Origin of the sequence: Pantoea sp. GABEPS69 (assembly GCF_045780835.1) — a bacterium.
In the GTDB taxonomy this organism is placed as follows: domain Bacteria; phylum Pseudomonadota; class Gammaproteobacteria; order Enterobacterales; family Enterobacteriaceae; genus Pantoea; species Pantoea septica.
Genome location: NZ_CP118618.1, coordinates 548,433 through 572,457 on the forward strand (window position 1 = coordinate 548,433; position 24,025 = coordinate 572,457).

20 protein-coding genes, 1 tRNA gene and 1 riboswitch are annotated in these 24,025 nt (G+C 57.6%); of the genes, 10 read left to right on the forward strand and 11 right to left on the reverse strand.

What is annotated here, in order from left to right:
* Window positions 1-240: 240 nt before the first annotated feature.
* The gene (locus PVE98_RS02725; protein WP_187143666.1) at window positions 241-753 is read right to left on the reverse strand and encodes a JAB domain-containing protein; all 513 of its coding nucleotides are present in this window, start codon (window positions 751-753) and stop codon (window positions 241-243) included.
* Window positions 754-1,461: 708 nt separating this feature from the next.
* Between PVE98_RS02725 and PVE98_RS02730 the strand changes: the two genes are divergently transcribed.
* On the forward strand, window positions 1,462-2,505 hold the full coding sequence (locus tag PVE98_RS02730) for a hypothetical protein (protein ID WP_333620467.1): 1,044 nt from the start codon (window positions 1,462-1,464) through the stop codon (window positions 2,503-2,505).
* A gap of 832 nt (window positions 2,506-3,337) precedes the next feature.
* Here the strand turns inward: PVE98_RS02730 and PVE98_RS02735 are convergent.
* Window positions 3,338-3,413 (reverse strand) — tRNA-Ile (locus tag PVE98_RS02735).
* Window positions 3,414-3,609: 196 nt separating this feature from the next.
* The gene (locus PVE98_RS02740; RefSeq protein WP_096073831.1) at window positions 3,610-4,404 is read right to left on the reverse strand and encodes an SDR family oxidoreductase; all 795 of its coding nucleotides are present in this window, start codon (window positions 4,402-4,404) and stop codon (window positions 3,610-3,612) included.
* Between the two features lie 132 nt (window positions 4,405-4,536).
* Here PVE98_RS02740 and PVE98_RS02745 point away from each other — a divergent pair, with 132 nt between their 5' ends.
* Window positions 4,537-5,127 (forward strand): TetR/AcrR family transcriptional regulator, encoded by a 591-nt coding sequence (locus PVE98_RS02745; RefSeq protein WP_096073830.1) that lies wholly within the window; start codon window positions 4,537-4,539, stop codon window positions 5,125-5,127.
* Window positions 5,124-5,642, forward strand: coding sequence for a G/U mismatch-specific DNA glycosylase (mug, locus tag PVE98_RS02750; RefSeq protein ID WP_033792248.1), 519 nt, complete (start codon window positions 5,124-5,126; stop codon window positions 5,640-5,642). Before PVE98_RS02745 ends, mug begins: the two co-directional genes overlap by 4 nt.
* Before the next feature lie 63 nt (window positions 5,643-5,705).
* Here the strand turns inward: mug and rpoD are convergent, their stop codons facing one another.
* The 3 genes from rpoD to rpsU all read right to left on the reverse strand — a co-directional run bounded on the left by rpoD (window position 5,706) and on the right by rpsU (window position 10,017).
* On the reverse strand, window positions 5,706-7,550 hold the full coding sequence (rpoD, locus tag PVE98_RS02755; RefSeq protein ID WP_033752514.1) for an RNA polymerase sigma factor RpoD: 1,845 nt from the start codon (window positions 7,548-7,550) through the stop codon (window positions 5,706-5,708).
* A gap of 387 nt (window positions 7,551-7,937) precedes the next feature.
* Complete coding sequence (dnaG, locus tag PVE98_RS02760) at window positions 7,938-9,683, reverse strand: DNA primase (protein ID WP_096073829.1); 1,746 nt, start codon at window positions 9,681-9,683, stop codon at window positions 7,938-7,940.
* 118 nt (window positions 9,684-9,801) lie between these two features.
* On the reverse strand, window positions 9,802-10,017 hold the full coding sequence (gene rpsU / locus PVE98_RS02765) for a 30S ribosomal protein S21 (protein WP_001144069.1): 216 nt from the start codon (window positions 10,015-10,017) through the stop codon (window positions 9,802-9,804).
* 281 nt (window positions 10,018-10,298) lie between these two features.
* Between rpsU and tsaD the strand changes: the two genes are divergently transcribed.
* On the forward strand, window positions 10,299-11,312 hold the full coding sequence (gene tsaD / locus PVE98_RS02770) for a tRNA (adenosine(37)-N6)-threonylcarbamoyltransferase complex transferase subunit TsaD (protein WP_096073828.1): 1,014 nt from the start codon (window positions 10,299-10,301) through the stop codon (window positions 11,310-11,312).
* 25 nt (window positions 11,313-11,337) lie between these two features.
* Here the strand turns inward: tsaD and plsY are convergent, their stop codons facing one another.
* On the reverse strand, window positions 11,338-11,952 hold the full coding sequence (gene plsY, locus PVE98_RS02775) for a glycerol-3-phosphate 1-O-acyltransferase PlsY (protein WP_096073827.1): 615 nt from the start codon (window positions 11,950-11,952) through the stop codon (window positions 11,338-11,340).
* Between the two features lie 108 nt (window positions 11,953-12,060).
* Between plsY and folB the strand changes: the two genes are divergently transcribed.
* Window positions 12,061-12,420: a bifunctional dihydroneopterin aldolase/7,8-dihydroneopterin epimerase gene (gene folB / locus PVE98_RS02780; RefSeq protein WP_033752500.1), complete on the forward strand. Its 360-nt coding sequence runs from the start codon at window positions 12,061-12,063 to the stop codon at window positions 12,418-12,420.
* A 194-nt stretch (window positions 12,421-12,614) separates the two neighbouring features.
* Window positions 12,615-13,433, forward strand: a complete 819-nt coding sequence (bacA, locus tag PVE98_RS02785) for an undecaprenyl-diphosphate phosphatase (RefSeq protein WP_033792242.1) — start codon at window positions 12,615-12,617, stop codon at window positions 13,431-13,433.
* A gap of 18 nt (window positions 13,434-13,451) precedes the next feature.
* Here bacA and PVE98_RS02790 read toward each other — a convergent pair whose 3' ends face one another.
* Together PVE98_RS02790 and PVE98_RS02795 are read right to left on the reverse strand one after the other, a co-directional pair.
* Complete coding sequence (locus PVE98_RS02790; protein WP_096073826.1) at window positions 13,452-14,684, reverse strand: multifunctional CCA addition/repair protein; 1,233 nt, start codon at window positions 14,682-14,684, stop codon at window positions 13,452-13,454.
* A gap of 168 nt (window positions 14,685-14,852) precedes the next feature.
* Complete coding sequence (locus PVE98_RS02795) at window positions 14,853-15,473, reverse strand: TIGR04211 family SH3 domain-containing protein (protein WP_033752493.1); 621 nt, start codon at window positions 15,471-15,473, stop codon at window positions 14,853-14,855.
* A gap of 207 nt (window positions 15,474-15,680) precedes the next feature.
* On the opposite strand from PVE98_RS02795, the gene PVE98_RS02800 reads away from it, so the two are divergent.
* The 3 genes from PVE98_RS02800 to hldE all read left to right on the forward strand — a co-directional run bounded on the left by PVE98_RS02800 (window position 15,681) and on the right by hldE (window position 21,361).
* Window positions 15,681-16,991: an inorganic triphosphatase gene (locus PVE98_RS02800; RefSeq protein ID WP_033752491.1), complete on the forward strand. Its 1,311-nt coding sequence runs from the start codon at window positions 15,681-15,683 to the stop codon at window positions 16,989-16,991.
* Window positions 16,992-17,016: 25 nt separating this feature from the next.
* Window positions 17,017-19,860, forward strand: a complete 2,844-nt coding sequence (glnE, locus tag PVE98_RS02805; protein WP_096073824.1) for a bifunctional [glutamate--ammonia ligase]-adenylyl-L-tyrosine phosphorylase/[glutamate--ammonia-ligase] adenylyltransferase — start codon at window positions 17,017-17,019, stop codon at window positions 19,858-19,860.
* 76 nt (window positions 19,861-19,936) lie between these two features.
* The gene (gene hldE / locus PVE98_RS02810; protein ID WP_096073823.1) at window positions 19,937-21,361 is read left to right on the forward strand and encodes a bifunctional D-glycero-beta-D-manno-heptose-7-phosphate kinase/D-glycero-beta-D-manno-heptose 1-phosphate adenylyltransferase HldE; all 1,425 of its coding nucleotides are present in this window, start codon (window positions 19,937-19,939) and stop codon (window positions 21,359-21,361) included.
* Between the two features lie 36 nt (window positions 21,362-21,397).
* Here hldE and ubiK read toward each other — a convergent pair whose 3' ends face one another.
* The gene (gene ubiK / locus PVE98_RS02815) at window positions 21,398-21,703 is read right to left on the reverse strand and encodes a ubiquinone biosynthesis accessory factor UbiK (RefSeq protein ID WP_033752486.1); all 306 of its coding nucleotides are present in this window, start codon (window positions 21,701-21,703) and stop codon (window positions 21,398-21,400) included.
* A 418-nt stretch (window positions 21,704-22,121) separates the two neighbouring features.
* A riboswitch (FMN riboswitch) is annotated at window positions 22,122-22,269 on the forward strand.
* 108 nt (window positions 22,270-22,377) lie between these two features.
* Here ubiK and ribB point away from each other — a divergent pair.
* Window positions 22,378-23,034, forward strand: a complete 657-nt coding sequence (gene ribB, locus PVE98_RS02820) for a 3,4-dihydroxy-2-butanone-4-phosphate synthase (RefSeq protein WP_033752483.1) — start codon at window positions 22,378-22,380, stop codon at window positions 23,032-23,034.
* Between the two features lie 62 nt (window positions 23,035-23,096).
* On the opposite strand, the gene zupT is transcribed toward ribB, so the two are convergent.
* Window positions 23,097-23,864: a zinc transporter ZupT gene (zupT, locus tag PVE98_RS02825; RefSeq protein ID WP_033752479.1), complete on the reverse strand. Its 768-nt coding sequence runs from the start codon at window positions 23,862-23,864 to the stop codon at window positions 23,097-23,099.
* Window positions 23,865-24,025 lie beyond the last annotated feature (161 nt).

The following is a 24,025-nucleotide window of genomic DNA, read 5'->3' on the forward strand; positions in this document are numbered from 1 at the left end:
GCCTTGTGTGCGTATCGTGCTGCATAAGCCAGTGACCATTCAGTAATCCGCCTTAGTCTTCCAGGGATATTTTTCAGGAGTTTCATACAGCCCCGTCGAGCGCAATATTTCATCACCATGCCATAAAGCTCAACTTCATCGGGCAAGCCCATAGCACCCTAATCATCTTCCCTGCACCACTGAATAAACATATCAGGTGAGGAACAGAACCGTAAAATGCTGTCTTACGAACGGCTGCTGTTACGATATGCCCTCATTACCCGCCACAATCAGGTGATAGATAACCCGAACGCTGGCTCCTTCAAGAACCCGCCTCAGACGTAATGTTAAGTTGATATCCGCCCGGGACGATTCAGTTGAAAATGAGGGATGGTTGTGACCAAGTATTACAGCAGCGGCATTGTGCTGAAGCGCACGACGGACAATTTCACGCGGATGAATTTCGACGCTTAAAATTGAGTCGTAAAAATTCTCTTCGTAGTCCAACATCTGGTGCTGGTTATTCAGATACGCGACGGCGAACACCTTGCCAAAGACGGTGTCCGTGGGATAGCGGTAATCGATAGCCAGCTCTGCCTCCGCCAGGATCTGGCTTTCAGTTGCCATCGCATAGTTGCCCTGCGCATCCCGCACGGGAAGGCGGCTTAAAAAGCACACGTTGTCACTTACGGTGTGGAGAGATGATTCTTCAGATTCAGAAGCCGGTGTGTTGACGTTCTGCTGTGAAATGTTGTTTCTTCCATTTGCGTTCATGTGATGTTTTTCCGAGTTCATCGCCGTGAGTGCAGAACGGAAGCGCGGGCATCAAGCAGAATGCAGGGGAAAACGGCAAAGCCGCAGCCCGCAGGGACCGAGTGTAGACATTTAGCTAAGCGGCCCTTGCATAAGGCCGCCCGGGTGACAGATTTCTGCACGGTGGGGAGACTCGATGCGCAAAACAGGACAGCAGGAAATGAACAGGTCATAGCGCCGGATGGCGGCAGTGTGCTGGTTCGGTCAAAAGCGGCCATGTCAGTCTTTGGCCAGTTAGGGCGCCAGCCTCAGCCCGCTACAGGAGAGGGGTGTGAACGTTGCCATCAGCCCCCCAACCGACAGGCCCGAAACGCAGTCTTTGGCGTTTCGATCCTGCCGGGAATCCGTGGAGCCGGAGGGGGACTTAAATTAAATCGATTATCTCCTCAAATATGCGCGACTTATACCAGTTGGCATTTGCTGATGAGGTAGCAGCTCATCAGGACCATAGAAAGTATTAACATAATTTTTACACTGTTAACTTGCAGATCACTGGCAACCATCTTAAAGTGAGCTTAAGCTGATTTAAGTTCATTATCATTAAACGGGTCGCGGGAACGTTTCAAGCTGGTCTGTTGCAAAATACGCCCTACAAGTTCCCGGTTGCCTAAAATCCGATAGACGGACTAATAGCATAAAATTATCGTGCTCTTTGATAAGGAAATTAAAATGACTCAACAAGAAGTTTTCGATTTAGCTTATAAGGCTCTGTCAGGCATCACTGACGACTGGAATGCTACTTATTATGAAGATCTCAGCGGCGAGCTTAAGCTTCAATGGATTGAGGAACCAATTTTTCAGGCTCAAGCTTATTCCGAGTACGCCCCTGGGGGGACGCCCTCTCACGCCATCGGCATCTCATATAATTTGTTATGGCAGTTATATTTAGATATCAAACATTACTTTGAGTACCTTGAAAGCGGAAAGGATGATAAGGCATTTAAATATTGGTGGGGTGAAGAGAAACATATTGATGCATTACTAACATTAACTACTAGAGAACAAGATATACAAAATATGTACATGGCAGCAGTTACATGGGTTTATTTTCATGAACTTGGACATTTATCTCAGGAGCATGGAGTAATAAGAAATGGAAATTCATCCAGATGTAACAGCACTTTAGTAGAATGTGACATCCAGAACAGCAAAGAAATGAATGGGGAAACATCTATAGTATGGCATGTCACAGAGATTGCAGCTGATTATTTTGCAACATCAACGTGTGTTGCCGAATTAATACGTCATTTCAATACAAAAAACGATTTACTATTGGCAACTAATTACCTAATGACGGGACTGGCTGTCGTCCTGCATCGCTTCAATGGGCAAAATTTGTTTGAAGAGCAATCCATTCCATCAGGTACTCACCCTAAACCTTTTGTAAGACTGGAACTTATGATTCCTGTCATTTTCGAGATGCTATCGGATCCTGATAGCGATGATAGGAAAAAACTCGTTATTGCAAGTGGTCGCGCCGCAAATACAGTGTCGCTTTACTGGATTCGTGCCCATACTAACTTTGGAGGAATCCCCGATAACTACTTTATTCAGGGCATGCTATCTCGGCCCGGCGTGATTCCTTACATGAAGCACATTGTCAGAAAATGGGACGAGATAATGCCCCAAATTATGTCACTAAAAAGATTCGGAGAAAGTTGGCAAGAGCTAAAATTTAGTCAAAAATTTAGGGAAACATTAAAAAATAGTTAACGCTTTAATGGCTATTAAAACTCGTTAAAGTAGCATGACTACTTTCACAGACGCCTAAAAAATAAGCCGGCGTTACAGCCGGTTTGTTTAAACCCCACATCAAAAGTGAAGAGTTATTTAATTATTAATTCAGGGGGTATCATCTTTTCACTTTAACATAAATTAAATAGCAAAGCCATTCCCTGAACTAATCGTTTCGGATCTGAGACGGCCTAGATAGAGTATTGAAAAGTTTAATAGGCTGTATTGGCTTTAACCTTCACCATCCAAACTCTTTAACGTGCTGGTATTACCCTAAAGGGAAATCGAGATTGAATACATCGAGAAATGACCACAATCCGGAATTTCAGCAAGTTGCGCACTACGATTCTTAATGTAGTCAAGGTAAGTAAAAATTGCATTTTTTCTGCCAACAATGAACATCTCTGCAGTAGGGAGCTTGAGGGATTTCGCCATCAGATCCCCATGTTTGGAGTCATCCTACATATTTGAGATTGTGCCTTATAGCACCAGCACGGACATTGTAGCTAAGGATTACTGAGTTGAATGCTCAACTATAGCCTGGGCCGGTAATTGGCCTACACCTTATTGATTAATTGTGAATTGTATTGGTAATGTCTGCATATCGCTCAAAGAGGACATTGCATTTGCTGAGCAGCTTTATGCCACAGGTGACCTGATCATTACGTAATTTTAGGGCTGAAACAGCTTAGAGTGACGAGATAAAGATGGGGTGGAAGGATTGCTACTTTGATTTACTTCTGACCGGTATCCTATAAGTATCCTGGAAAACCAGCTTAACTGTAGCTTCTTAGGTAAGTCGTTGATAATTTGGTGGCCCCTGCTGGGTTTGAACCAGCGACCAAGCGATTATGAGTCGCCTGCTCTAACCACTGAGCTAAGGGGCCAGCGGAGCGGGGATTATAATGTATCTGTTTAGAGCGATCCAGCACTCATCCGCCGGATGCTGAAAAATTCTCCAGCGCATGAGTGCTTGATTAAACTACAGATTTCCAGAATACGCGGCCCGATTCATTCCATTATGCAAACAACGAGCACATGCAAACCGGCCATCGTCCGCAACCGCAGCGATACACCCTTGCCTTACTCCCGATAGCGCGACGCCGACTGGCTCAGCGAAAGATAGGGCAGCATCGCGCCGCGCGCTCGGTCATAATCCTGCCACAGCGCAATCTCTTCCAGCGCCGGGATAGTCACCGCTTCGCCCGCTTCTAGCCCCGCCAGCGCGGCATCCACCATCTCTTCCACTTCCATAACCATACCGGCCGGCAGCTCGTCAATCGACTTGCCGGAGCGGTCGAAGATCTCCGTACGCGTAGCACCAGGCAGGACGGCCTGCACCTGCACGCTGCTGCTCTCCAGCTCGCGCTGCATCGAGCGGGTCAGCGTCAGCACAAAAGATTTGCTGCCGTTATAGGCGCCGTTAAACATCTCATGCGTCAGCGAGAGCACCGAGGCGACATTGATAATCACGCCGCGTCCGCGCGCGCGAAACGCATTGGCCGCCGCATGCGCCAGGCGGGTAGGGGCGATGATGTTGAGCGCCAGCATGGTCTGAATGCGATCGATATCGGCGTCGATAAACTCGCCGTCGACGCTCATGCCGGCGTTATTCGCCAGCAGGGTAATCGCCGTGTTGTCCCGCAGCTCCTGCTCGACGTGCAGCAAATCCTCCGCATCGGTCAGATCGGCGCGCAGAATACGTGCTTCAATCTGATGCTGCTGTTGTAGCGTCTGCGCCAGCGTCTCCAGTCTCGCCTGGTCGCGTGCCACCAGAATCAGATCGTAGCCGCGCGCCGCGAGGCGTTGTGCGTAGGTGGCGCCGATACCGCTGGATGCGCCGGTGATTAAAGCAAAGCCTTGCGATGATGCTGACATGGTAAACCTCTGTTGTATGATGATTGTCATATTTGTAGTTAATATGACGGTCGTCATATATATCGTCAAGCTGGAATATGATGGTCGTAATAATTACTATGAACAGCAGAACCTATCAGCGGGAAAAGAGCGATGGATAAACAGAGCCAAAAGGCGCGCACGCGGCAGCGCATTCTGGATGAGGCGGCGCGGGTAATGCGCGAATGCGGCACGGAAAGCATCGGCGTGGCGGCGCTGATGAAGCGCGTCGGGCTGACGCACGGTGGCTTCTATGCGCACTTCGACTCGCGCGAGGCGCTGGTGCAGGCGGTTATCGCTGAAATGTTCACCGACTCGACGCAGCAGATGGCGCCGCTGTGGCAGGGCGCGGATCCGGCCGCGCGGCTGAGCGCGCTGATCGACTACTATCTGTCGGAGACGCATCGCGACTGCCGCGCCGAGGGCTGTCCGGTGCCCGCGCTGGTCAGCGAGGTCGGTCATCTGCCGGAAGAGGCGAAAACTGTCTTTACCCAGGGCGTGACGTCAATGCTGCAGCGGTTAGGCGAGCTGCTTGCCGAGCTGGGGCAGCGCGATGCCGAGGCACTCGCCAGCAGCCTGCTGGCTGAGATGGTCGGCGCGCTGGCGCTGGCGCGCGCCTGCTCCGATAAAGCGCTCTCGGCAGCCATGCTGGCGCGCAGCCGCGAGGCGCTGAAGCGCCGCACCGGACTGGAGCAGGCGGCATGAGCGAGCACAATATCAGCGATATTATCGCCCCGGGGCTGGAAGTGCTGTTCTGCGGCATTAATCCCGGCCACTCCACGGCGCACACCGGCTATCACTTCGCGCATCCCGGCAACCGCTTCTGGAAGGTGCTCTATCTGGCTGGCTTTACCCGGGAGCAGCTCCGGCCCGAAGAGGAGCAGCGGCTGCTGGAGACCGGCTGCGGCATCACTATGCTGGTAGAGCGTCCCACTGTGCAGGCGAATCAGCTGGCCGCTGAGGAGCTGCGCGACGGCGGCGCGCGCCTGACTGACAAAGTACTCAACTACCAGCCGCGCGTGCTGGCGATCCTCGGCAAAGACGCCTTCAAGCGCGCCTTCAATCAGCGCAAGGTGGAGTGGGGCTTACAGGGCATCTTTATGGGTAAGACTCAGGTCTGGGTGCTGCCTAATCCCAGCGGGCTGAATCGCGCCTCGCTCGATGAGATCGTCGAGGCATACCGGCAGCTCTATGATGCGCTGCAGCAGGGCGTGAAATAGCCGGCAGCGAAAAAAGGGCAATAAAAAACCCCGGCGAGCCGGGGTTTTTTTAACGCTAGCGAATTAGTCGTCCAGGAAGCTGCGCAGCACTTCCGAACGGCTCGGGTGGCGCAGCTTACGCAGCGCTTTCGCTTCAATCTGACGAATACGTTCACGCGTAACGTCGAACTGTTTGCCCACCTCTTCCAGCGTATGGTCGGTGTTCATATCGATGCCGAAACGCATGCGCAGCACTTTGGCTTCGCGCGCGGTCAGGCCCGCCAGCACGTCGTGGGTGGCTGAACGCAGGCTCTCGGAGGTGGCAGAGTCGAGCGGTAGCTCCAGCGTGGTGTCTTCGATAAAGTCGCCCAGATGCGAATCTTCGTCGTCGCCAATCGGCGTCTCCATAGAGATAGGCTCTTTGGCGATTTTCAGCACTTTGCGGATCTTGTCTTCCGGCATCAGCATGCGCTCGGCCAGCTCTTCCGGCGTCGGCTCGCGGCCCATCTCCTGCAGCATCTGGCGCGAGATACGGTTGAGCTTGTTGATGGTCTCAATCATATGCACCGGAATACGGATGGTACGCGCCTGGTCGGCGATAGAGCGGGTGATCGCCTGACGGATCCACCATGTCGCATAGGTCGAGAACTTGTAACCACGACGGTATTCAAACTTATCAACCGCTTTCATCAGTCCGATGTTGCCTTCCTGAATCAGATCGAGGAACTGCAGACCGCGGTTGGTATATTTTTTCGCGATTGAAATCACCAGACGCAGGTTCGCTTCCACCATCTCTTTCTTCGCACGACGCGCTTTCGCTTCGCCGATAGACATGCGACGGTTGATATCTTTTACCTGCTCGATGGTCAGGCCGGTCTCTTCTTCGATCTGATGCAGTTTCTGCAGGCAGCGCATCACATCTTCTTCCACTTCTTTCAGCTTTTCTGACCAGGGTTTATTCATGGCCAGCGCGGCTTTGAACCAGCTCTCGCTAGTCTCGTTGCCGGTAAACAGCGTGATAAAGTTTTTCTTCGGCATTTTGCACAGTTCAACGCACAGCTTCATGATGATGCGCTCTTGCGTACGCACGCGCTCCATCATCTCGCGCATGTTGTTCACCAGGTAGTCGAACTGCTTCGGCACCAGGCGGAACTGCTTGAAGACGTCAGAAAGGTTCTGAATCTCTTTTACTGCGTCAGCATGGCTGCGGCCTTTGCTCTTGATAACAAGGCGGGTCGTTTCATACTGCGTGCGCAGTTCAACGAATTTTTCGCGCGCCAGTTCCGGATCGATCGAGTTATCGTCGTCGGAGCTGTCGTCTTCGCTCTCTTCGTCTTCATCTTCGTCGTCGTCGCGGTCTTCCTGAGACAGCTCAGAGCCGACGTGGGTGGCGGTAGGCGCCAGATCTTCTTCAGCGTTTGGATCCACGAAGCCGGTGATCAGGTCGGAGAGGCGAGATTCGCCCGCTTCGACTTTGTCGTACTGCTCCAGCAGATAGGTAATGGCTTCCGGATATTCCGCAACCGAACACTGTACCTGGTTGATACCGTCTTCGATACGCTTGGCGATGTCGATTTCGCCTTCGCGCGTCAGCAGCTCAACGGTACCCATTTCGCGCATATACATGCGCACCGGGTCGGTGGTGCGGCCAATTTCAGATTCTACGCTGGATAACACCTGAGCGGCGGCTTCCGCGGCATCTTCGTCAGTATCGGCGCTGTTTTCGTTCAGCATCAGATCGTCGGCGTCAGGGGCTTCTTCCACCACCTGAATACCCATATCGTTAATCATCTGGATGATGTCTTCGATCTGATCGGAGTCGACGATATCTTCCGGCAGATGGTCATTGACCTCAGCATAGGTCAGATAGCCTTGCTCCTTACCACGGGTGACAAGCAGCTTAAGCTGTGACTGCGGGTTTTGCTCCATAAGACGGTATCCACACTTCTGTTAATTAGATTGGTGTCGGTCGGCAGCGAGCCAACTATAACAGTGAAGGCGTTGTATTATTGCCGCTGCCTTCGTCGCGGCCAGGGCTTTTGCCCCTCATATATCGGCACTTAAGCCGCTTTGTATTCTGTTCGAGGCTACGCCTCTGTTGCTGTGCGTTCTGGCCTGTCTGCCAGCGCGCTCTGAACTGGCCGGCTTCGTCGCCCCAGTCGTGCTAACAGCGCGCGCTGCGTAATGCCAAACTCGTCACGTCTCCGGCTTGGCTTATCGAGTCGCTTAGCCTCGGCTTGCGGCGCATTGCCCCAGAAACGAATGGGCCAGAAATGCGCCTTTAGCTACGCGCAACATTCTGACCCAGTGAAAATTCTACTTTTTCGCCAGCGCCTGGCTTAATGTCCAGAATTCACGGCGCTCTTCTGCGCTTAAACCCTGGGTGCGATCGCGAGCGATCAGCTCTTCCAGACGCTGTTCAAGCGCGGCGTCGTAAATACTCGCCAGCGAATCATGAAACACCGCTTCAACTTCCTCATCCACTATCATGTGGTTCCACGTGGCTAAGGTTTCAAGCGTCTGACTAAAATTTGTTCCGCGATATAACTCTAGTAGCTGTCCGGTAGTCAATCCAGGATTCTCGGTGCAACGGCTGACTAATTCAGCAAACAGCGGTAGGCCGGCCATCTTTACCTGCGCCAGACCTTCAAGCGTCGGCACCAGCGTCGCAAGATGCGGATTTTGCACCAGCAGCGCCACCAGTACGCGCATCGTTGTGCGCTTTAGCGGCGGCGCTGTCGGCGCCGCGCCGCTGGGCGCCAGCTTCGGCATCAGCTTCTCTAACTGGTTATCGTCAAGAATGCCGAGTTTATTACCCAGTTCCTGACGCATATAGATGCGCAGCGTCTCGCCGGGGATCTGGCTAATCAGCGGCAGCGCCAGCGTGCTCAGGCGCGCTTTGCCGTCGCGTGTGCTCAGATCGACCTGCGGCAGCAGCGAGTCGAACAGGAAAGAGGAGAGCGGCATCGCCTGCTCCATACGCGCTTCAAACGCCTCTTTGCCCTCTTTACGCACCAGCGTGTCCGGATCTTCGCCGTCCGGCAAAAACATAAAGCGTAGCTGACGTCCGTCATTCATGTAAGGCAATGCGGTTTCCAGCGCGCGCCAGGCGGCTTCCCGACCCGCGCGGTCGCCGTCGTAACAGCAGATCACGGTATCGGTGCTGCGGAACAGCAGCTGGATATGCTCCGCCGTCGTAGAGGTGCCCAGCGACGCCACGGCATAATCGATGCCGAACTGCGCCAGCGCCACCACGTCCATATAGCCTTCCACCACTAACAGGCGGGCAGGCTGCGGATGATTCTTTTGCGCTTCATACAGGCCGTAAAGCTGGCGGCCCTTATGGAAAATCGGGGTTTCCGGCGAGTTCAGGTACTTGGGCGTATCGTTGCCCAGCACGCGGCCGCCGAAACCAATTACGCGTCCGCGCTTGTCGCGGATCGGAAACATGACGCGCTCGCGAAAGCGGTCATAGGTGCGGCCCTTATCGTTGGAAACCAGCATGCCGGCTTCCATCAGGGACTCGCGATCCTCTTTATTGCCGCCGAAGCGCTTTAAAACGTTATCCCAGCCCGGCGGCGCGAAGCCGATAGCGAAATGCTCAATAACCTCGGCGCTTAAGCCGCGATTGCTGAGATAGTCGCGCGCCGCGCGCGCATTGGACTGCGTCAGGCTCTGCTGATAAAACCCGTTAAGGTTTTCCATCAGCTGATAAAGGCTCTGGCGCTGATGGCGCTCCATCTGACTCGGACCGCTGCCCGCTTCGTAGGGCACTTCCAGACCATGCTGCGTCGCCAGCTCTTCGATACTCTCGACAAATTCCAGTCGATCGTAATTCATCAAAAAGTCGATGGCGTTGCCGTGCGCGCCGCAGCCGAAACAGTGATAAAACTGCTTCTCGCCGTTTACGGTGAAAGAGGGGGTTTTCTCATTATGGAAGGGACAACACGCGTGGAAGTTCTTACCCTGCTTTTTCAGCTTAACGCGGGCATCGATAAGATCCACGATATCCGTGCGGGCAAGCAGATCATTGATAAAAACGCGCGGGATTCTTCCAGCCATAAGCCCCAGTTTTTCAGCTCATAAACGGCAACAAGCCGCGCTTCCTTTCGGAAAGCACGGCCTCTTACTTGACTCTGTCTGCGTTTAACACGCGGTGGAGGCGAACCTCCGGAGGTACTTAGTACAGACGAGTGCGGCGTGCGTTTTCGCGAGCCAGTTTCTTGGCGTGACGCTTAACTGCAGACGCTTTAGCGCGCTTACGTTCTGTGGTCGGTTTTTCATAGAACTCACGACGACGAACTTCAGCCAGAACGCCTGCTTTCTCGCAGGAACGCTTGAAGCGACGCAGTGCTACGTCGAATGGCTCGTTTTCACGTACTTTAATTACCGGCATGTAACTCTCACCTCGATAAAATTCGGTTTTTGCTGCTGACTGCGGCGTCAGCACATTTCAAAATGGTGCAGCATTTTACTCCAACGCGAGTCGGTTTGTAAAGCACCATGGACAATTAAGAACCAACAGGAGCGTTTGCCGATGCGGCTGCCGGTTTATTTCAAGGGTGCGGAGTATAGCGCACTCTTTGCGCGCCACGAAATCACTTTTTGCAGCGAAAGCGTCGACGAACGCAGGCGTGGCTATGCTACACTGCGCGCCGCAAGTAAGGGGTAAGCGCTATGCGAATTCTGGGTATTGAAACATCCTGCGATGAAACCGGCATCGCAATCTATGATGACGAAGCGGGTCTGCTCGCCAATCAGCTTTACAGCCAGGTGAAACTGCACGCCGATTACGGCGGCGTAGTGCCGGAACTGGCGTCGCGCGATCACGTGCGCAAAACCGTGCCGCTGATTCAGGCGGCGCTGAAAGAGGCGAACCTGCAGCCGCAGCAGATCGACGCCGTCGCCTATACGGCGGGGCCTGGCCTGGTCGGCGCGCTGCTGGTCGGCGCCACTATTGGCCGCTCGCTCGCCTTCGCGTGGAAGGTGCCTGCGGTTCCGGTACACCATATGGAAGGGCATCTGCTGGCGCCGATGCTGGAGGAAAACCCACCGCAGTTCCCGTTTGTGGCGCTGCTGGTGTCGGGCGGCCATACCCAGCTGATTAGCGTAACCGGCATCGGCGAATATGCGCTGCTGGGCGAGTCTATCGACGACGCCGCCGGGGAAGCCTTCGACAAAACCGCCAAGCTGCTGGGGCTCGACTATCCCGGCGGACCGATGCTGTCGAAAATGGCGCAGCAGGGCGTGGCGGGACGTTTTACCTTTCCGCGTCCGATGACCGATCGTCCCGGGCTCGACTTTAGCTTTTCCGGCCTGAAGACCTTTGCCGCCAATACCATTCGCGAGAATGCGGACGACGCGCAAACGCGCGCCGATATCGCCCGCGCCTTCGAGGATGCGGTGGTCGATACCCTGATGATCAAGTGCAAGCGCGCGCTGGAGCAAACCGGCTTTAAGCGGCTGGTGATCGCGGGCGGCGTCAGCGCCAACCGTACGCTGCGCGAGCGGATGGCGCAGATGATGCAGGCGCGCGGCGGAGAAGTCTTCTATGCCCGTCCTGAGTTCTGCACCGACAACGGCGCGATGATCGCCTATGCGGGCATGGTGCGTCTGAAGGGCGGCACGCGCGGCGGACTGGGCGTCAGCGTACGGCCTCGCTGGCCGCTGGCGGAACTGCCGGCTATCTAGCGTAAAAAAGCCGGCATCGCCGGCTTTATTTCTTCTCTTCGTCGCGCGTTTTCCTGCGCTTCCAGATTTTACTCTCCTGACCGCGCCACAGCCGCTGAATATTGTCGTGATGACGCAGCAAAATCAGGCATGACAGCATCGACACCGGAAAGGTGAACTGCGGCTTAAACCACCAGACGTAAAAAGGCGCAATCAGCGCGCTGACGATGGCGCCCAGCGACGAATAGCCGCTCAGCAGCACCGTCAGCAGCCAGGTGCCGGTCATCAGCCCGGTTAAATCCCAGCCGATAGGCGCGATGGCGCCCAGGGCGGTGGCGACGCCTTTGCCGCCGCGAAAGCGAAAAAAGACCGGATAGATATGGCCGAGACAGGCCGCGATAGCGGTAAGGCCAAGATAAAGCGGCGCGAGATGCAGCAGATAGGCCAGCCAGACCGGCACCATGCCTTTGAGAATATCGAAAATCAAAACGCAGGCCGCAGCGGCTTTGCCGCCGATGCGCAACACGTTGGTCGCGCCAGGATTACCTGAACCCTGAGTACGCGGATCGGGCAGTCCGGCGATTTTGCAGACCAGAATGGCGCTCGAAATCGAACCGCAAAGATACGCGAAAAAAATCATACCAGGCGCGATAGCACTCATATTACCGTACCGTTTCCTTTAGGGTCGTTTTGTCTTCGTGAACCGTGGATAATACGCATTATATGCCGGAAGTGGTATCCGGCTTAGCCAAAAACAGAGACTGTCATCATGGATATCGTTTTTATCGAACAACTCACGGTGTACACCACCATTGGCGTTTACGACTGGGAACAGGGCATTCAGCAGAAGCTGGTGCTCGATGTCGAAATGGCGTGGGACAATCGGCTGGCGGCGCGCAGCGACGATGTAAACGACTGTCTGAGCTACGCCGACGTCTCTGAGGCGATCCTCACGCACCTGAGCGGCACGCGTTTCGCGCTGGTGGAGCGGGTAGCGGAGGAAATCGCGGACCTGCTGATGACCCGTTTCAGCACGCCTGGCGTGCGCATTAAAGTCGCCAAACCGGGCGCGGTGGCGCAGGCAAACCAGGTGGGCGTGCGCATCGAGCGCGGGACTATTCCTAAATGAATACGTTGTGATTGCCATCACAATGAAACCAACCCAAATTATTGTCTGTCATAACAGGCGCCGTTGCGTTGTGAAACGCACAGGTCGCCGAAAGCCTTAAGGTTTCCCTCAGGCAGGCGATGGCAAAATTTCAGGCGGAAGCAGACTCGCGACCGCCTTTTTAATGGGTTTGAAACGGATATAAGGAAAATGTGATGGCAGATATTCATCAGCTTTGGGTGGCTGCAATCCTGGGCATCGTGGAGGGGCTGACGGAGTTTCTGCCGGTCTCCTCCACGGGGCACATGATTATTGTCGGCCACCTGCTGGGTTTTGAAGGCGATAAAGCGGAAACCTTCGAAGTGGTGATCCAGCTCGGGTCCATTCTTGCGGTTGTGGTGATGTTCTGGCGTCGTCTCTTTGGCTTAATCGGCATTCACTTCGGCCAGGTGAAGCATGAAGGAGTAGGTCGCGGCCATCTGACGCTGATCCATATCCTGCTGGGCATGATCCCGGCTGTGGTCATCGGGCTGCTGCTGCATGACCAGATCAAAACGCTGTTTAACCCGATCAACGTAATGTACGCGCTGGTGGTCGGCGGCGTACTGCTGCTGGTGGCGGAATACCTGAAGCCGAAACAGCCGAAAGCGGTGGGCATTGACGATATCACTTATCGCCAGGCCTTTATGATCGGCTGCTTCCAGTGCCTCGCGCTCTGGCCGGGCTTCTCTCGCTCCGGCGCCACCATTTCCGGCGGCATGCTGATGGGCGTCAGCCGCTACGCGGCGTCGGAGTTCTCGTTTATCCTCGCCGTGCCGATGATGATGGGCGCTACCGGCCTCGATCTCTATAAAAGCATCGGTTTCCTGACGATGAACGATCTGCCGATGTTCGCCGTCGGCTTCGTGACCGCCTTCGTCGTGGCGCTGATTGCCATCAAGGCCTTCCTTGAGCTGATCAAGCGTATCTCGTTCGTCTCGTTCGCCATCTACCGCTTTATCGTCGCGGCAGCGGTCTACGCCATCTTTATGTAACGCCTGCGCGGCCAGCAATCAGGCTGGCCGCATCTCTGCAATGCCCTGCGCCACGGCGACGATACGACGCCGCGTCAGCTCCTCTCTCACATCTGCCCCTTTAAAACCCGCCTCGATAACCGCTTTGGTCGGCACCGACTGCGCCAGCGCGAACGCCTGACGCAGGTAGTCGCCCTGCGGATAGGGCATGCTCTCAAGGCCAGCGCGGCCGCGCGCGTCCGCTTCGCTGGTCAGCGCGATTTGCTCAACCCGATGCGGCTTGCGCCAGGCGTCGATGCGGTCGAACAATGCCACTAAAGCGTCCGCCGACTGACGTTCGATGGTATGCACCACGTCGTGGAATTCGGTAACGATCAGCGCCAGATCGCGAATGGCGTTGGGCACGCGCAGACGCTGGCAGAGCGCTTCCACCAGCGGCACGCCCGCGGCGCCGTGGCCGTGATGGCTCGGCCACTTCTCCGGCGGCGTCAGCGCCTTGCCGACGTCGTGGAACAGCGTGGCGAAACGCACATCGATCTCGTCCGACAGCGACGCCGCCAGCGTCAGAGTCATCAGGGTGTGCACGCCGGTATCGATCTCCGGATGCCACTTCGCCGGCGCGGGGATGCCGAACAGCCTGTCGAGCTCGGGGAACAGCACCTCAAGCGCGCCGCAGTCGCGCAGCGTCTGAAAGTAGACCTGCGGATTGCGCGCGGTCAGCGCCTTCTCCGTCTCTTTCCAGACGCGCTCGGCGGTGAGGTGGCTCAGCTCGCCGCTGGCCGCCATCTGGCGCATCAGCGCCTGGGTCTCGTCGGCGATGCGGAAGTTAAGGTGGGCGAAACGCGCCGCAAAGCGCGCCACGCGCAGCACGCGCAGTGGATCTTCGTTAAAGGCGTCGGAAACGTGGCGCAGCAGACGCGCCTGCAGATCGCGCTTGCCGTGAAAGGGATCGATCAGCTCGCCGTTTTCCCGCTGCGCGATGGCGTTGATGGTCAGGTCGCGGCGTTGCAGATCCTGCTCCAGCGTCACGTCGGGTGCGGACCAGGTGACGAAGCCGGTATAGCCGTTGCCGCTTTTGCGTTCGGTGCGCGCCAGCGCGTATTCTTCACGGCTTTGCGGATGCAGAAAGACCGGAAAATCGCGGCCGACCTGCTGAAAGCCCTGCGCCAGCATCGCCTCCGGCGTCGCGCCGACCACTACCCAGTCCCGGTCTTTAACCGGCAGTTTTAACAGCGCATCGCGAACGGCGCCGCCTACTAAATACGTCTTCACTCAACAACTCCAGAGATAATAAAAAGGCGCGCCGGACGGCACATCCGCCGCTAAACATTCAGCGCGCTTGTTGCTCTATTGTTGCACACAATGGCCAGATTGCAGGCATGACGAAAAGGGCATCAAAGGATGCCCCTGGCGCACGGAACGCAAAACGCGGGAAAAAGCTTAGTTCATCCAGCGATCTTTTTTCTTACGGCGCGGCACCATATGCGGCAGCACCAGACCCAGCAGCAGGCCGACGCCCAGCACGCCGCCGCCATACATAAACCACTGCATGATGATGGTGCGCTGCTTGTCATCCAGCTGAACGTTGGCGGCGCTGACTTTTTTCTGCGCCACGATCAGCTCGTTTTTCAGCTTCTGATTCTCTTCTTTCAGCCCGTTGATGACGCTGTCGCTGTTGGCGACCTTGTTCTGCATCTCGGCGGTGCGCTGGTTCCAGCTGTTGTCGATATTGCCCAGCTTCGCGGTCAGATCTTTGACCTGCTGCTCCAGCTGCGGCACGCGGGTGCGCAGGCTCGGTTCGGCGCTGAGCTGCGACAGCGGGATCCAGACGGTACGGCCTTCCGAATCGCGGATCTGGCCGTAGTTGGTATCGTTGTTGGTCTGCACCAGCTGCACTTCTTCGCCCGCGTTCAGCTTGCCGAGCAGGCGATACTGATCGCCCGGTCCGCTGCGAACCCAGGTGGATAATTCGTCGGAGATGTAGCGTTTTTCATCTGCATGGGCTGGTGCGAGCGTGCTGATAGCCAGCAAGGTAAGGCCTGCGATTACAATTTTTTTCATTCGATGTCGTTTTAGCTTGGGGGTCTGTAAATTTACCGGCACAGTCTGGAACCGCCTCGCATAAATCTGAATGAGAACTATCCTGGTCTCATTTCCCTGCGAAAAGGGTAGCGAAAGCGCAAAGAAAGCCGAGACAGCCCGCCTTCTGTGCATTACTCTTCGCCAGATAATCCTCGTAAGTGCCAGCAGCGTATTGAATAAAAAATTATGACCATCGAAATCGAACTAAAGTTCATTGCCACGCCTGACGTCGCCAGCAAGCTGACGCAGGCTCTCGCCGCTTACCCGCACCAGCATCAGGCCGCGCGGGCGCTAAGCAACATCTATTTTGAGACAGATGACAACCAGCTGCGCCGCTGGGATATGGGCCTGCGCATTCGCGGCGTTGATGGTCACCATGAGATGACGCTGAAGAGCGCCGGGAAAACGCTCGGCGGCCTGCATCAGCGCGCGGAATATAACATCGACCTGCCCGAGGCGAAGCTCGATATCGCGCGGCTGCCCGCCGAGGTCTGGCCGCAGGGCACCGACGTCGCCGCGCTGCAGCAGCGCCTGCAGCCGCTCTTTAGCACCCATTTCCAGCGCGAAACCTGGCTGGTTCAGGTAGGCGAAAGCGAAGTGGAAGTAGCATTCGATCGCGGCGCGGTCGCCACGGAGACGCTGAGCGAAGATCTGTTTGAAGTGGAGCTGGAACTGAAAAGCGGCCAGCGCGGCGACATGATGACCTTCGCCCGCGAGCTGATCGCCATCGGCGGCCTGCGTCTCGGCAGTCTGAGCAAAGCGGCGCGCGGCTATCAGCTGGCGCAAGGCAACCCGCCGCGACCGCTGCGTCCGTTCCCGCTGCTGAAAGCCGCGCCGAAAGCGACAGTGGAAGAGGGGATGGTGACCGCGATGTCGAGCGCCCTGAGCCACTGGCAATACCATGAAGAGGTCTGGCTGCGCGGCAACGCCGAGGCGCAGCGCAGCGTCGTCGAAGCGCTGGAAGCGCTGCGTCAGGCTTTCTCTCTGTTTGGCGCGCTGGTGCCGCGCAAGGCGAGCAGCGAGCTGCGTCAGAAGCTCACTACGCTGGAAGAGACCCTCGCCGAGCCGGTGAAAGATGCGCAGGCGCTGAGCTTCTCGTCGCTCTCCGTAGAGACCCAGTTAGCGCTTACTCACTGGCTGGTGGAGTCGCAGTGGCGGCGCTGGATCGATGCCAAAAACCAGGCGAAGCTCGACGGCTCCTTCAAGCGTTTTAGCGACATCATGCTAAGCCGCATCGCAGCCGATCTCAAAGAGACCTTCAGCGACGTGCAGCAGCTGAACGAATATCATGACAAGGCGACGCGCCTGTCGCGTCAGCTGCTGGCGGTGCATCTGCTGGCAGGCGCCTACCCGGCGGAAGCCGTTTCCGTCTGGCTGGCGCCGTGGCAGCAGCTGCAACAGTCAATTGCGCAAAACCAGGAGCACTGGCTGCGATCGCTGGCGAACCAGGCGATTCGCCAGCCGGCTTTCTGGCTGAACAGCAGCGCGCCACGATAATCTGACCCATCAGGGAGAGAAGACGTTGTTAGAGTTACCCGCTGAATTACAGGCGCAGGCGGCCAGCGCGGCCGAGCGCCTTGGCGTCGCTGCCGACGCCTTAACCGACGCGCAGCGCGCCGCGCTGGCGTTCAGTGATTTCATCGCCGAGAACCTGCAACGTCACCCTGAATGGTGGCTGGCGATCCAGCAGCAGGCGCCGCAGCCGGAGGAGTGGCGGCACTATGCGCGCTGGCTGGATGACGACCTCGCCGCGGTAGACTGCGAGGCGGCGCTGATGCGCGCGCTGCGGCTGTTTCGCCGCCGCATGCTGGTGCGGGTCGCCTGGATGCAGTGTCTGGGCGAAGCCAGCACCGAACAGAGCCTGCGGCAGCTTAGCGTGCTGGCGGAGGTGCTGATCGGCCGCGCGCGCGACTGGGTCTACCAGGCGTGCTGCCAGGATTTCGGCACGCCCTGCAACAGCGCGGGCGAACCACAGCCGATGCTGATCCTCGGTATGGGCAAGCTGGGCGGCGGCGAACTCAACTTCTCTTCCGATATCGATCTGATCTTCGCCTGGCCGGAAAACGGCGCGACGCGCGGCGGACGACGCGAGCTGGATAACGCGCAGTTCTTCACGCGCATGGGGCAGCGGCTGATCAAGGTGCTGGATCAGCCCACCATGGACGGCTTCGTCTACCGCGTCGATATGCGGCTGCGCCCTTTCGGCGACAGCGGCCCGCTGGTGCTGAGCTTCGCCGCGCTGGAAGATTACTACCAGGAGCAGGGCCGCGACTGGGAGCGCTATGCGATGGTCAAGGCGCGCCTGATGGGCGACGATCAGGATCGCTGGAGCCAGGAGCTGCAGCAGATGCTGCGCCCCTTTATCTATCGCCGCTATATCGACTTCAGCGTGATCCAGTCGCTGCGCAATATGAAAAGCATGATCACCCGCGAAGTGCGGCGGCGCGGGCTGACCAACAATATCAAGCTGGGCGCGGGCGGCATTCGCGAAACCGAATTTATCGTACAGGTCTTTCAGCTGATACGCGGCGGACGTGAGCGCTCGCTACAGCTGCGTTCCCTGCTGCCAACGCTTGCCGCCATCGGCGAGCTGGGGCTGCTGACGCCGGAGCAGGTCGCGACGCTGCGCGACGCTTACCTCTTCCTGCGTCGCCTGGAGAATCTGCTGCAAAGCCTCAATGACGAACAGACCCAGACGCTGCCAGGCGATGCGCTTAACCGTGCGCGGCTCGCCTGGGCGATGAACGCCGAGAGCTGGCACGCGCTGACGGCGCAGCTTGAGACGCACATGGCGGCGGTGCGCATCATTTTCGACGAGCTAATCGGCGAAGATATTCCCGAAATAAGCGATCAGCCGGAGCTGCTGGAATACAGCGGTATGTGGCAGGATTCGCTCGAAGATGCCGAGCTGGCGCCGCTGGTGCCGCAGCTCGACGATGAACAGCGCCGGGCGCTGCATCGCGCGCTGGACGATTTTCGCCAGGACATCAGCCGCCGCACCATCGGGCCGCGCGGACGGCTGGCGATCGACCAGCTGATGCCGCGGCTGCTGAGCGAAGTCTGTCCGCGCAACGACGCCGCGGTCACCTTCAGCCGCCTTGTTCCGCTCTTGCTGGGCGTACTCACGCGCAGCACCTATCTGGAGCTGCTTACCGAATATCACGGCGCCCTGCGGCACCTGATCCGCCTGTGCGCGGCGTCGCCGATGATCGCCAGCCAGCTGGCGCGCTATCCGCTGCTGCTGGATGAGCTGCTCGATCCCGCCACGCTCTATCAGCCGACCGCCACCGACGCCTATCGCGACGAGCTGCGCCAGTATCTGATGCGCATCCCGGTAGATGATGAAGAGCAGCAGCTGGAGGCGGTGCGCCAGTTCAAGCAGGCGCAGCTGCTGCGCATTGCGGCGGCGGATATCGCCGGTACGCTGCCGGTTATGAAAGTGAGCGATCACTTAACATGGCTGGCGGAAGCTATCATCGAATCGGTAGTGCAGCAGGCGTGGCAGATGATGGTGCAGCGCTATGGCCGGCCGCAGCATCTGAAAAGCGAGCACGAGCGCGGCTTTGCGGTGCTGGGCTACGGCAAGCTGGGCGGCTGGGAGCTGGGCTACAGCTCCGATCTTGATCTGGTGTTTCTGCATGACTGCCCGGCAGAGACGGTCACCGACGGCGAGCGCAGCATTGACGGCCGTCAGTTCTATCTGCGCCTGGCGCAGCGCATTATGCATCTCTTTAGCACGCGCACCGCTTCGGGGATCCTCTACGAAGTGGACGCACGGCTGCGCCCTTCCGGCGCCGCAGGCATGCTGGTCAGCACCTTTGACGCCTTTGACGAGTATCAGCGCCACGAGGCCTGGACCTGGGAGCATCAGGCGCTGGTGCGCGCCCGCGTGGTGTTTGGCGATGAGGCGCTCGCGGGGCGCTTTAATGCTATCCGCCGCGCCATTCTCTGTCTGCCGCGCGCGCCGGAGGCGCTGCAAAAAGAGGTGCGCGAGATGCGCGAAAAAATGCGCGCGCACCTCAGCAACCGGCACAAAGGGCGCTGGGAGATCAAAACCGATGAGGGCGGCATTACCGACATTGAATTCATCGCGCAATATTTTGTCTTAGCCTGGGCCGCCGAGCAGCCCGAGCTGACGCGCTGGTCCGACAACGTACGCATTTTCGAACTGGCGGCGCGCTACGACAAAATGCCGGAGGCGGAAGCGCAGGCGTTGACGCATGCTTACGTGACGCTGCGCGACGCGCTGCATCATCTGGCGCTGCAGGAGCTGCCCGGCCACGTCGAGCCGGACGCCTTCGCCGCCGAGCGGCAAACCGTAATGGCGAGCTGGCAGCGCTGGCTGGCGTCGCCGCCCGCACCTTAAAGCGCCTGTTGATAGCGCAGATCGCATCTGTGCTATCATCCGCGCACTATTTTTACTGCAGTCTGGAGTGTCTGGAATGAAAGTTACTTTGCCCGCGTTCGACCGTGCTTCGGTACTGGTCGTAGGCGATGTGATGTTGGATCGCTACTGGTATGGCCCAACCAGCCGTATCTCTCCTGAAGCGCCGGTGCCGGTGGTAAAAGTGGACGCTATCGAAGAGCGTCCCGGTGGCGCGGCAAACGTGGCGATGAACATTGCAGCGCTGGGTGCCGCCTCGCAGCTGATCGGCTTGACCGGCGAAGATGATGCGGCGCGCGTGCTGAGCGAAACGCTGAAAAACGTCAACGTTCGCTGTGACTTCGTGGCGGTCAAAACCCATCCCACCATTACCAAACTGCGCGTGCTGTCGCGCAACCAGCAGCTGCTGCGCCTCGATTTTGAAGAGGGGTTCGATCAGGTCGATCCAGAGCCGATCCATCAGCGCCTGCGTCAGTCGCTGGCGGCCGCCGGCGCGCTGGTGCTCTCCGACTATGCGAAAGGGGCGCTCGCCAGCGTGCAGACCATGATTCGCCTGGCGCGCGAGGCTAACGTGCCGGTGCTGATCGATCCCAAAGGCACCGACTTCGAGCGCTATCGCGGCGCCACGCTGCTGACGCCAAACCTGTCAGAGTTCGAAGCGGTGGTCGGCAAATGTAAAAACGAAGAGGAGATCGTCAGCCGCGGCATGCAGCTGGTGGCGGATTATGAGCTCTCGGCGCTGCTGGTGACGCGCTCTGAAAATGGCATGACGCTGCTGCAGCCTGGCAAAGCGCCGCTGCATCTGCCGACGCAGGCGCAGGAAGTGTTCGACGTGACCGGCGCGGGCGATACCGTAATCGGCGTGCTGGCGGCGACCCTGGCGGCAGGCGACTCCCTTGAGGATGCCTGCTTTATGGCGAACGCGGCGGCGGGCGTCGTGGTCGGCAAGCTGGGCACCTCGACCGTGAGTCCGGTCGAGCTGGAAAACGCCATTCATGCGCGTCCGGAAGAGGGCTTCGGCATTATGAACGAAGCGCAGCTTAAAATCGCGGTCGAGCAAGCGCGCAAGCGCGGCGAGAAAGTGGTGATGACCAACGGCGTGTTCGACATTCTGCATGCGGGCCACGTCTCTTACCTGGCCAATGCGCGCAAGCTGGGCGATCGCCTGATTGTGGCGGTCAACAGCGATGCTTCGACGAAGCGCCTGAAAGGCAGCAGCCGTCCGGTGAATCCGCTGGTCAATCGCATGATTGTGCTCGGCGCGCTGGAAGCGGTGGACTGGGTCGTGGCGTTTGAAGAGGATACGCCGCAGCGCCTGATCGCCAGCGTGTTGCCGGATCTGCTGGTAAAAGGCGGCGATTACAAGCCGGAAGATATCGCGGGCAGCAAAGAGGTGTGGGCCAACGGCGGCGACGTGCGCGTGCTGAATTTCGAGGACGGCATCTCAACCACCAACATTATTAAAACCATTCGCGGCGAGTAGTGATGCGGGCGGGCGCATCGCGCCCGCCGTTAAAGCTTACTGCGGGGTGTCGATCTTGCCTGCCGGATCGGGCGTAACGACCGCTGGAGCGGGCGCGGAAGGCTGATGGCTTTCCAGCTGCGCCAGGCGCTGCTCCAGCGCGGCCAGCTTTTCACGCGTGCGCAGCAGCACCTGCGTCTGCACGTCAAACTCTTCACGATTGACCAAATCCATACGCGTCAGCTGCGCCTGCAGAACCTGGCGAATTTTCTTTTCGACATCGTCGCCAAATTCACGAATCCCTTTCGGCATCGCCTCGTGCACCTGACGCGCAAGTTGTTCAATTTTTTTCGTGTCGATCATGATGATTTCCTGGTTTCGTGTTGCTGGGGACAGCAGGGGGTGGATCCTGATAATGGATAAGTGTAATGCCTGGAACGAAAAGGTTAAACCCGAAATCGACATGGCAGGAAATGCAAAACGTACGCGGTGATGAATAATGCGCCAGGCGGCAGACAGGGCCCGATCGCAAAGACGCAAAACCCGGCATCCTTGCCCGCTCGGCTCGCGTAAATACGCACCTCATCCTTGAGGTGCGCCCGTCGCCGGGCCAACGCGCTGCGTTGTTCAAAAACGCTCCCTGCGTTTTTGTCCCTGACGCGAGACGCTTTGCTCTTCGGACCCTGTCTGCCGCTGTTGAGCCTTATCTACAGCCTGAAATGCAAAAGCATTTGCGGTTTTGTTGATTGCCCGACCTGTTGAATGGCGCTATAGTAATTTTGCTTATTCTCAGGGCGGGGCGAAATTCCCCACCGGCGGTAAATCAGCGTGAGCTGAAAGCCCGCGAGCGCTTCCCGGCAACGGGAAGGTCAGCAGATCCGGTGTAATTCCGGGGCCGACGGTTAAAGTCCGGATGGGAGAGGGTAACGACATCTGCCGGGCTACGCCCGCTTCGCGTTATTGCCATGTCTTGATGACATCACTCCTAAGCTCGCCCTGATTCTGGTAACTCATATATTTTATAAGGTTTTATTACCATGAATCAGACGCTTCTTTCTGAATTTGGCACGCCGGAACAGCGTGTAGAACGTGCAGTCGCTGCGCTCCGTGAGGGACGCGGCGTGATGGTGCTTGACGACGAAGACCGTGAAAACGAAGGCGATATGATCTTCGCAGCGGAAACCATGACCGTTGAGCAGATGGCGCTCACCATTCGCCACGGCAGCGGCATTGTCTGCCTTTGCCTGACGGAAGAACGCCGTCAGCAGCTTGAGCTGCCGATGATGGTGGAGACCAACACCAGCGCCTACGGCACCGGTTTTACCGTGACCATTGAGGCCGCTGAAGGGGTCACCACCGGCGTATCCGCGCAGGATCGCATCACGACCATTCGCGCAGCGATCGCTGACAACGCAAAGCCGAGCGATCTTAATCGTCCCGGCCACGTCTTCCCGCTGCGCGCGCGCGACGGCGGCGTGCTGACGCGCGGCGGCCATACCGAAGCGACCATCGATTTGGTGACGCTGGCGGGCTTTAAGCCGGCGGGCGTGCTGTGTGAACTGACCAATGACGACGGCACCATGGCGCACGCGCCGGAAGCTATCACCTTTGCCAAAGCGAACAATATGCCGGTCGTCACCATTGAAGACCTGGTGGCGTATCGCCGCGCGCATGAGACGCGTCAGGCCAGCTAAGCTGCGCTGCTGACCAACGAAAAACGGGCCGCTTAGCGGCCCGTTTTGTTTGTAGCTGGCGCTTAGCCCAGCTCGCTTACCTGCAGCAGCGCCAGGCTCGCACCCATCACCGTCATGCCGCACAGCACGCCGTAACTCGGGTTGTTATGGGGATCGATTTCGCGCGCCAGCGGCATCAGCTCGTCCACCGACAGCGCCACCATAATACCGGCGACGGCCGCCATCACCGCGGCGATCGCCACCGGCGACATCATCGGGCCGAGCAGCGCAAACGCCAGCAGCCCGCCGAGGATCTCCGCCATGCCGGAGACGCAGGCCCAGAACAACGCTTTGCTTTTCGAGCCGGTTGCGGCGTACATCGGGCCGGCTACCGCCAGACCTTCGGGAATGTTGTGGATCGCCACCGCCAGCGCAATGCCCAGCCCCAGCTCCATATCGCTGCTGGCGGTGACATAGGTGGCGACGCCTTCAGGGAAGTTATGCAGGCTGATGCCCAGCGTCAGCAGGATGGCCGTGCGGCGCAGCTTCGCCGGATGACGCTGCGCCGTCATTAGATCCTGCGGATGCTGATGCGGCAGCAGGCGATCCAGCGCGAAATAGCCGACCAGGCCCAGCATAAACATGCCGTATCCGAGTATCGGCGATATCCCCTCGGTACGCAGCGCGGTCGGCAGCATCTCCATCAGCGAAATCAGCAGCATGATCCCGGCAGCGAAGCCGAGCGCGAACGCCAGCATGCGGTTAGAGGGCTTTTGACCCAGCACGCCGAATAGTGCACCGATAAACGTAGCGCCGCCAGCCAGAATGGTAAGCAGCAAAGGAACCGACATCGCACTCTCCTTAATGATAATCATTCGCATAAAGTTAACGATAACCCCACGGAAGGTCGAGTTATTTTTGGTAAAGAAGTGTCGGCCAAAAGTTATTCAAATTCACTGATGCTCTTCATCATGCTTATGCGCGTTTCCGGCACTGCTAAAGGGCGTATCGT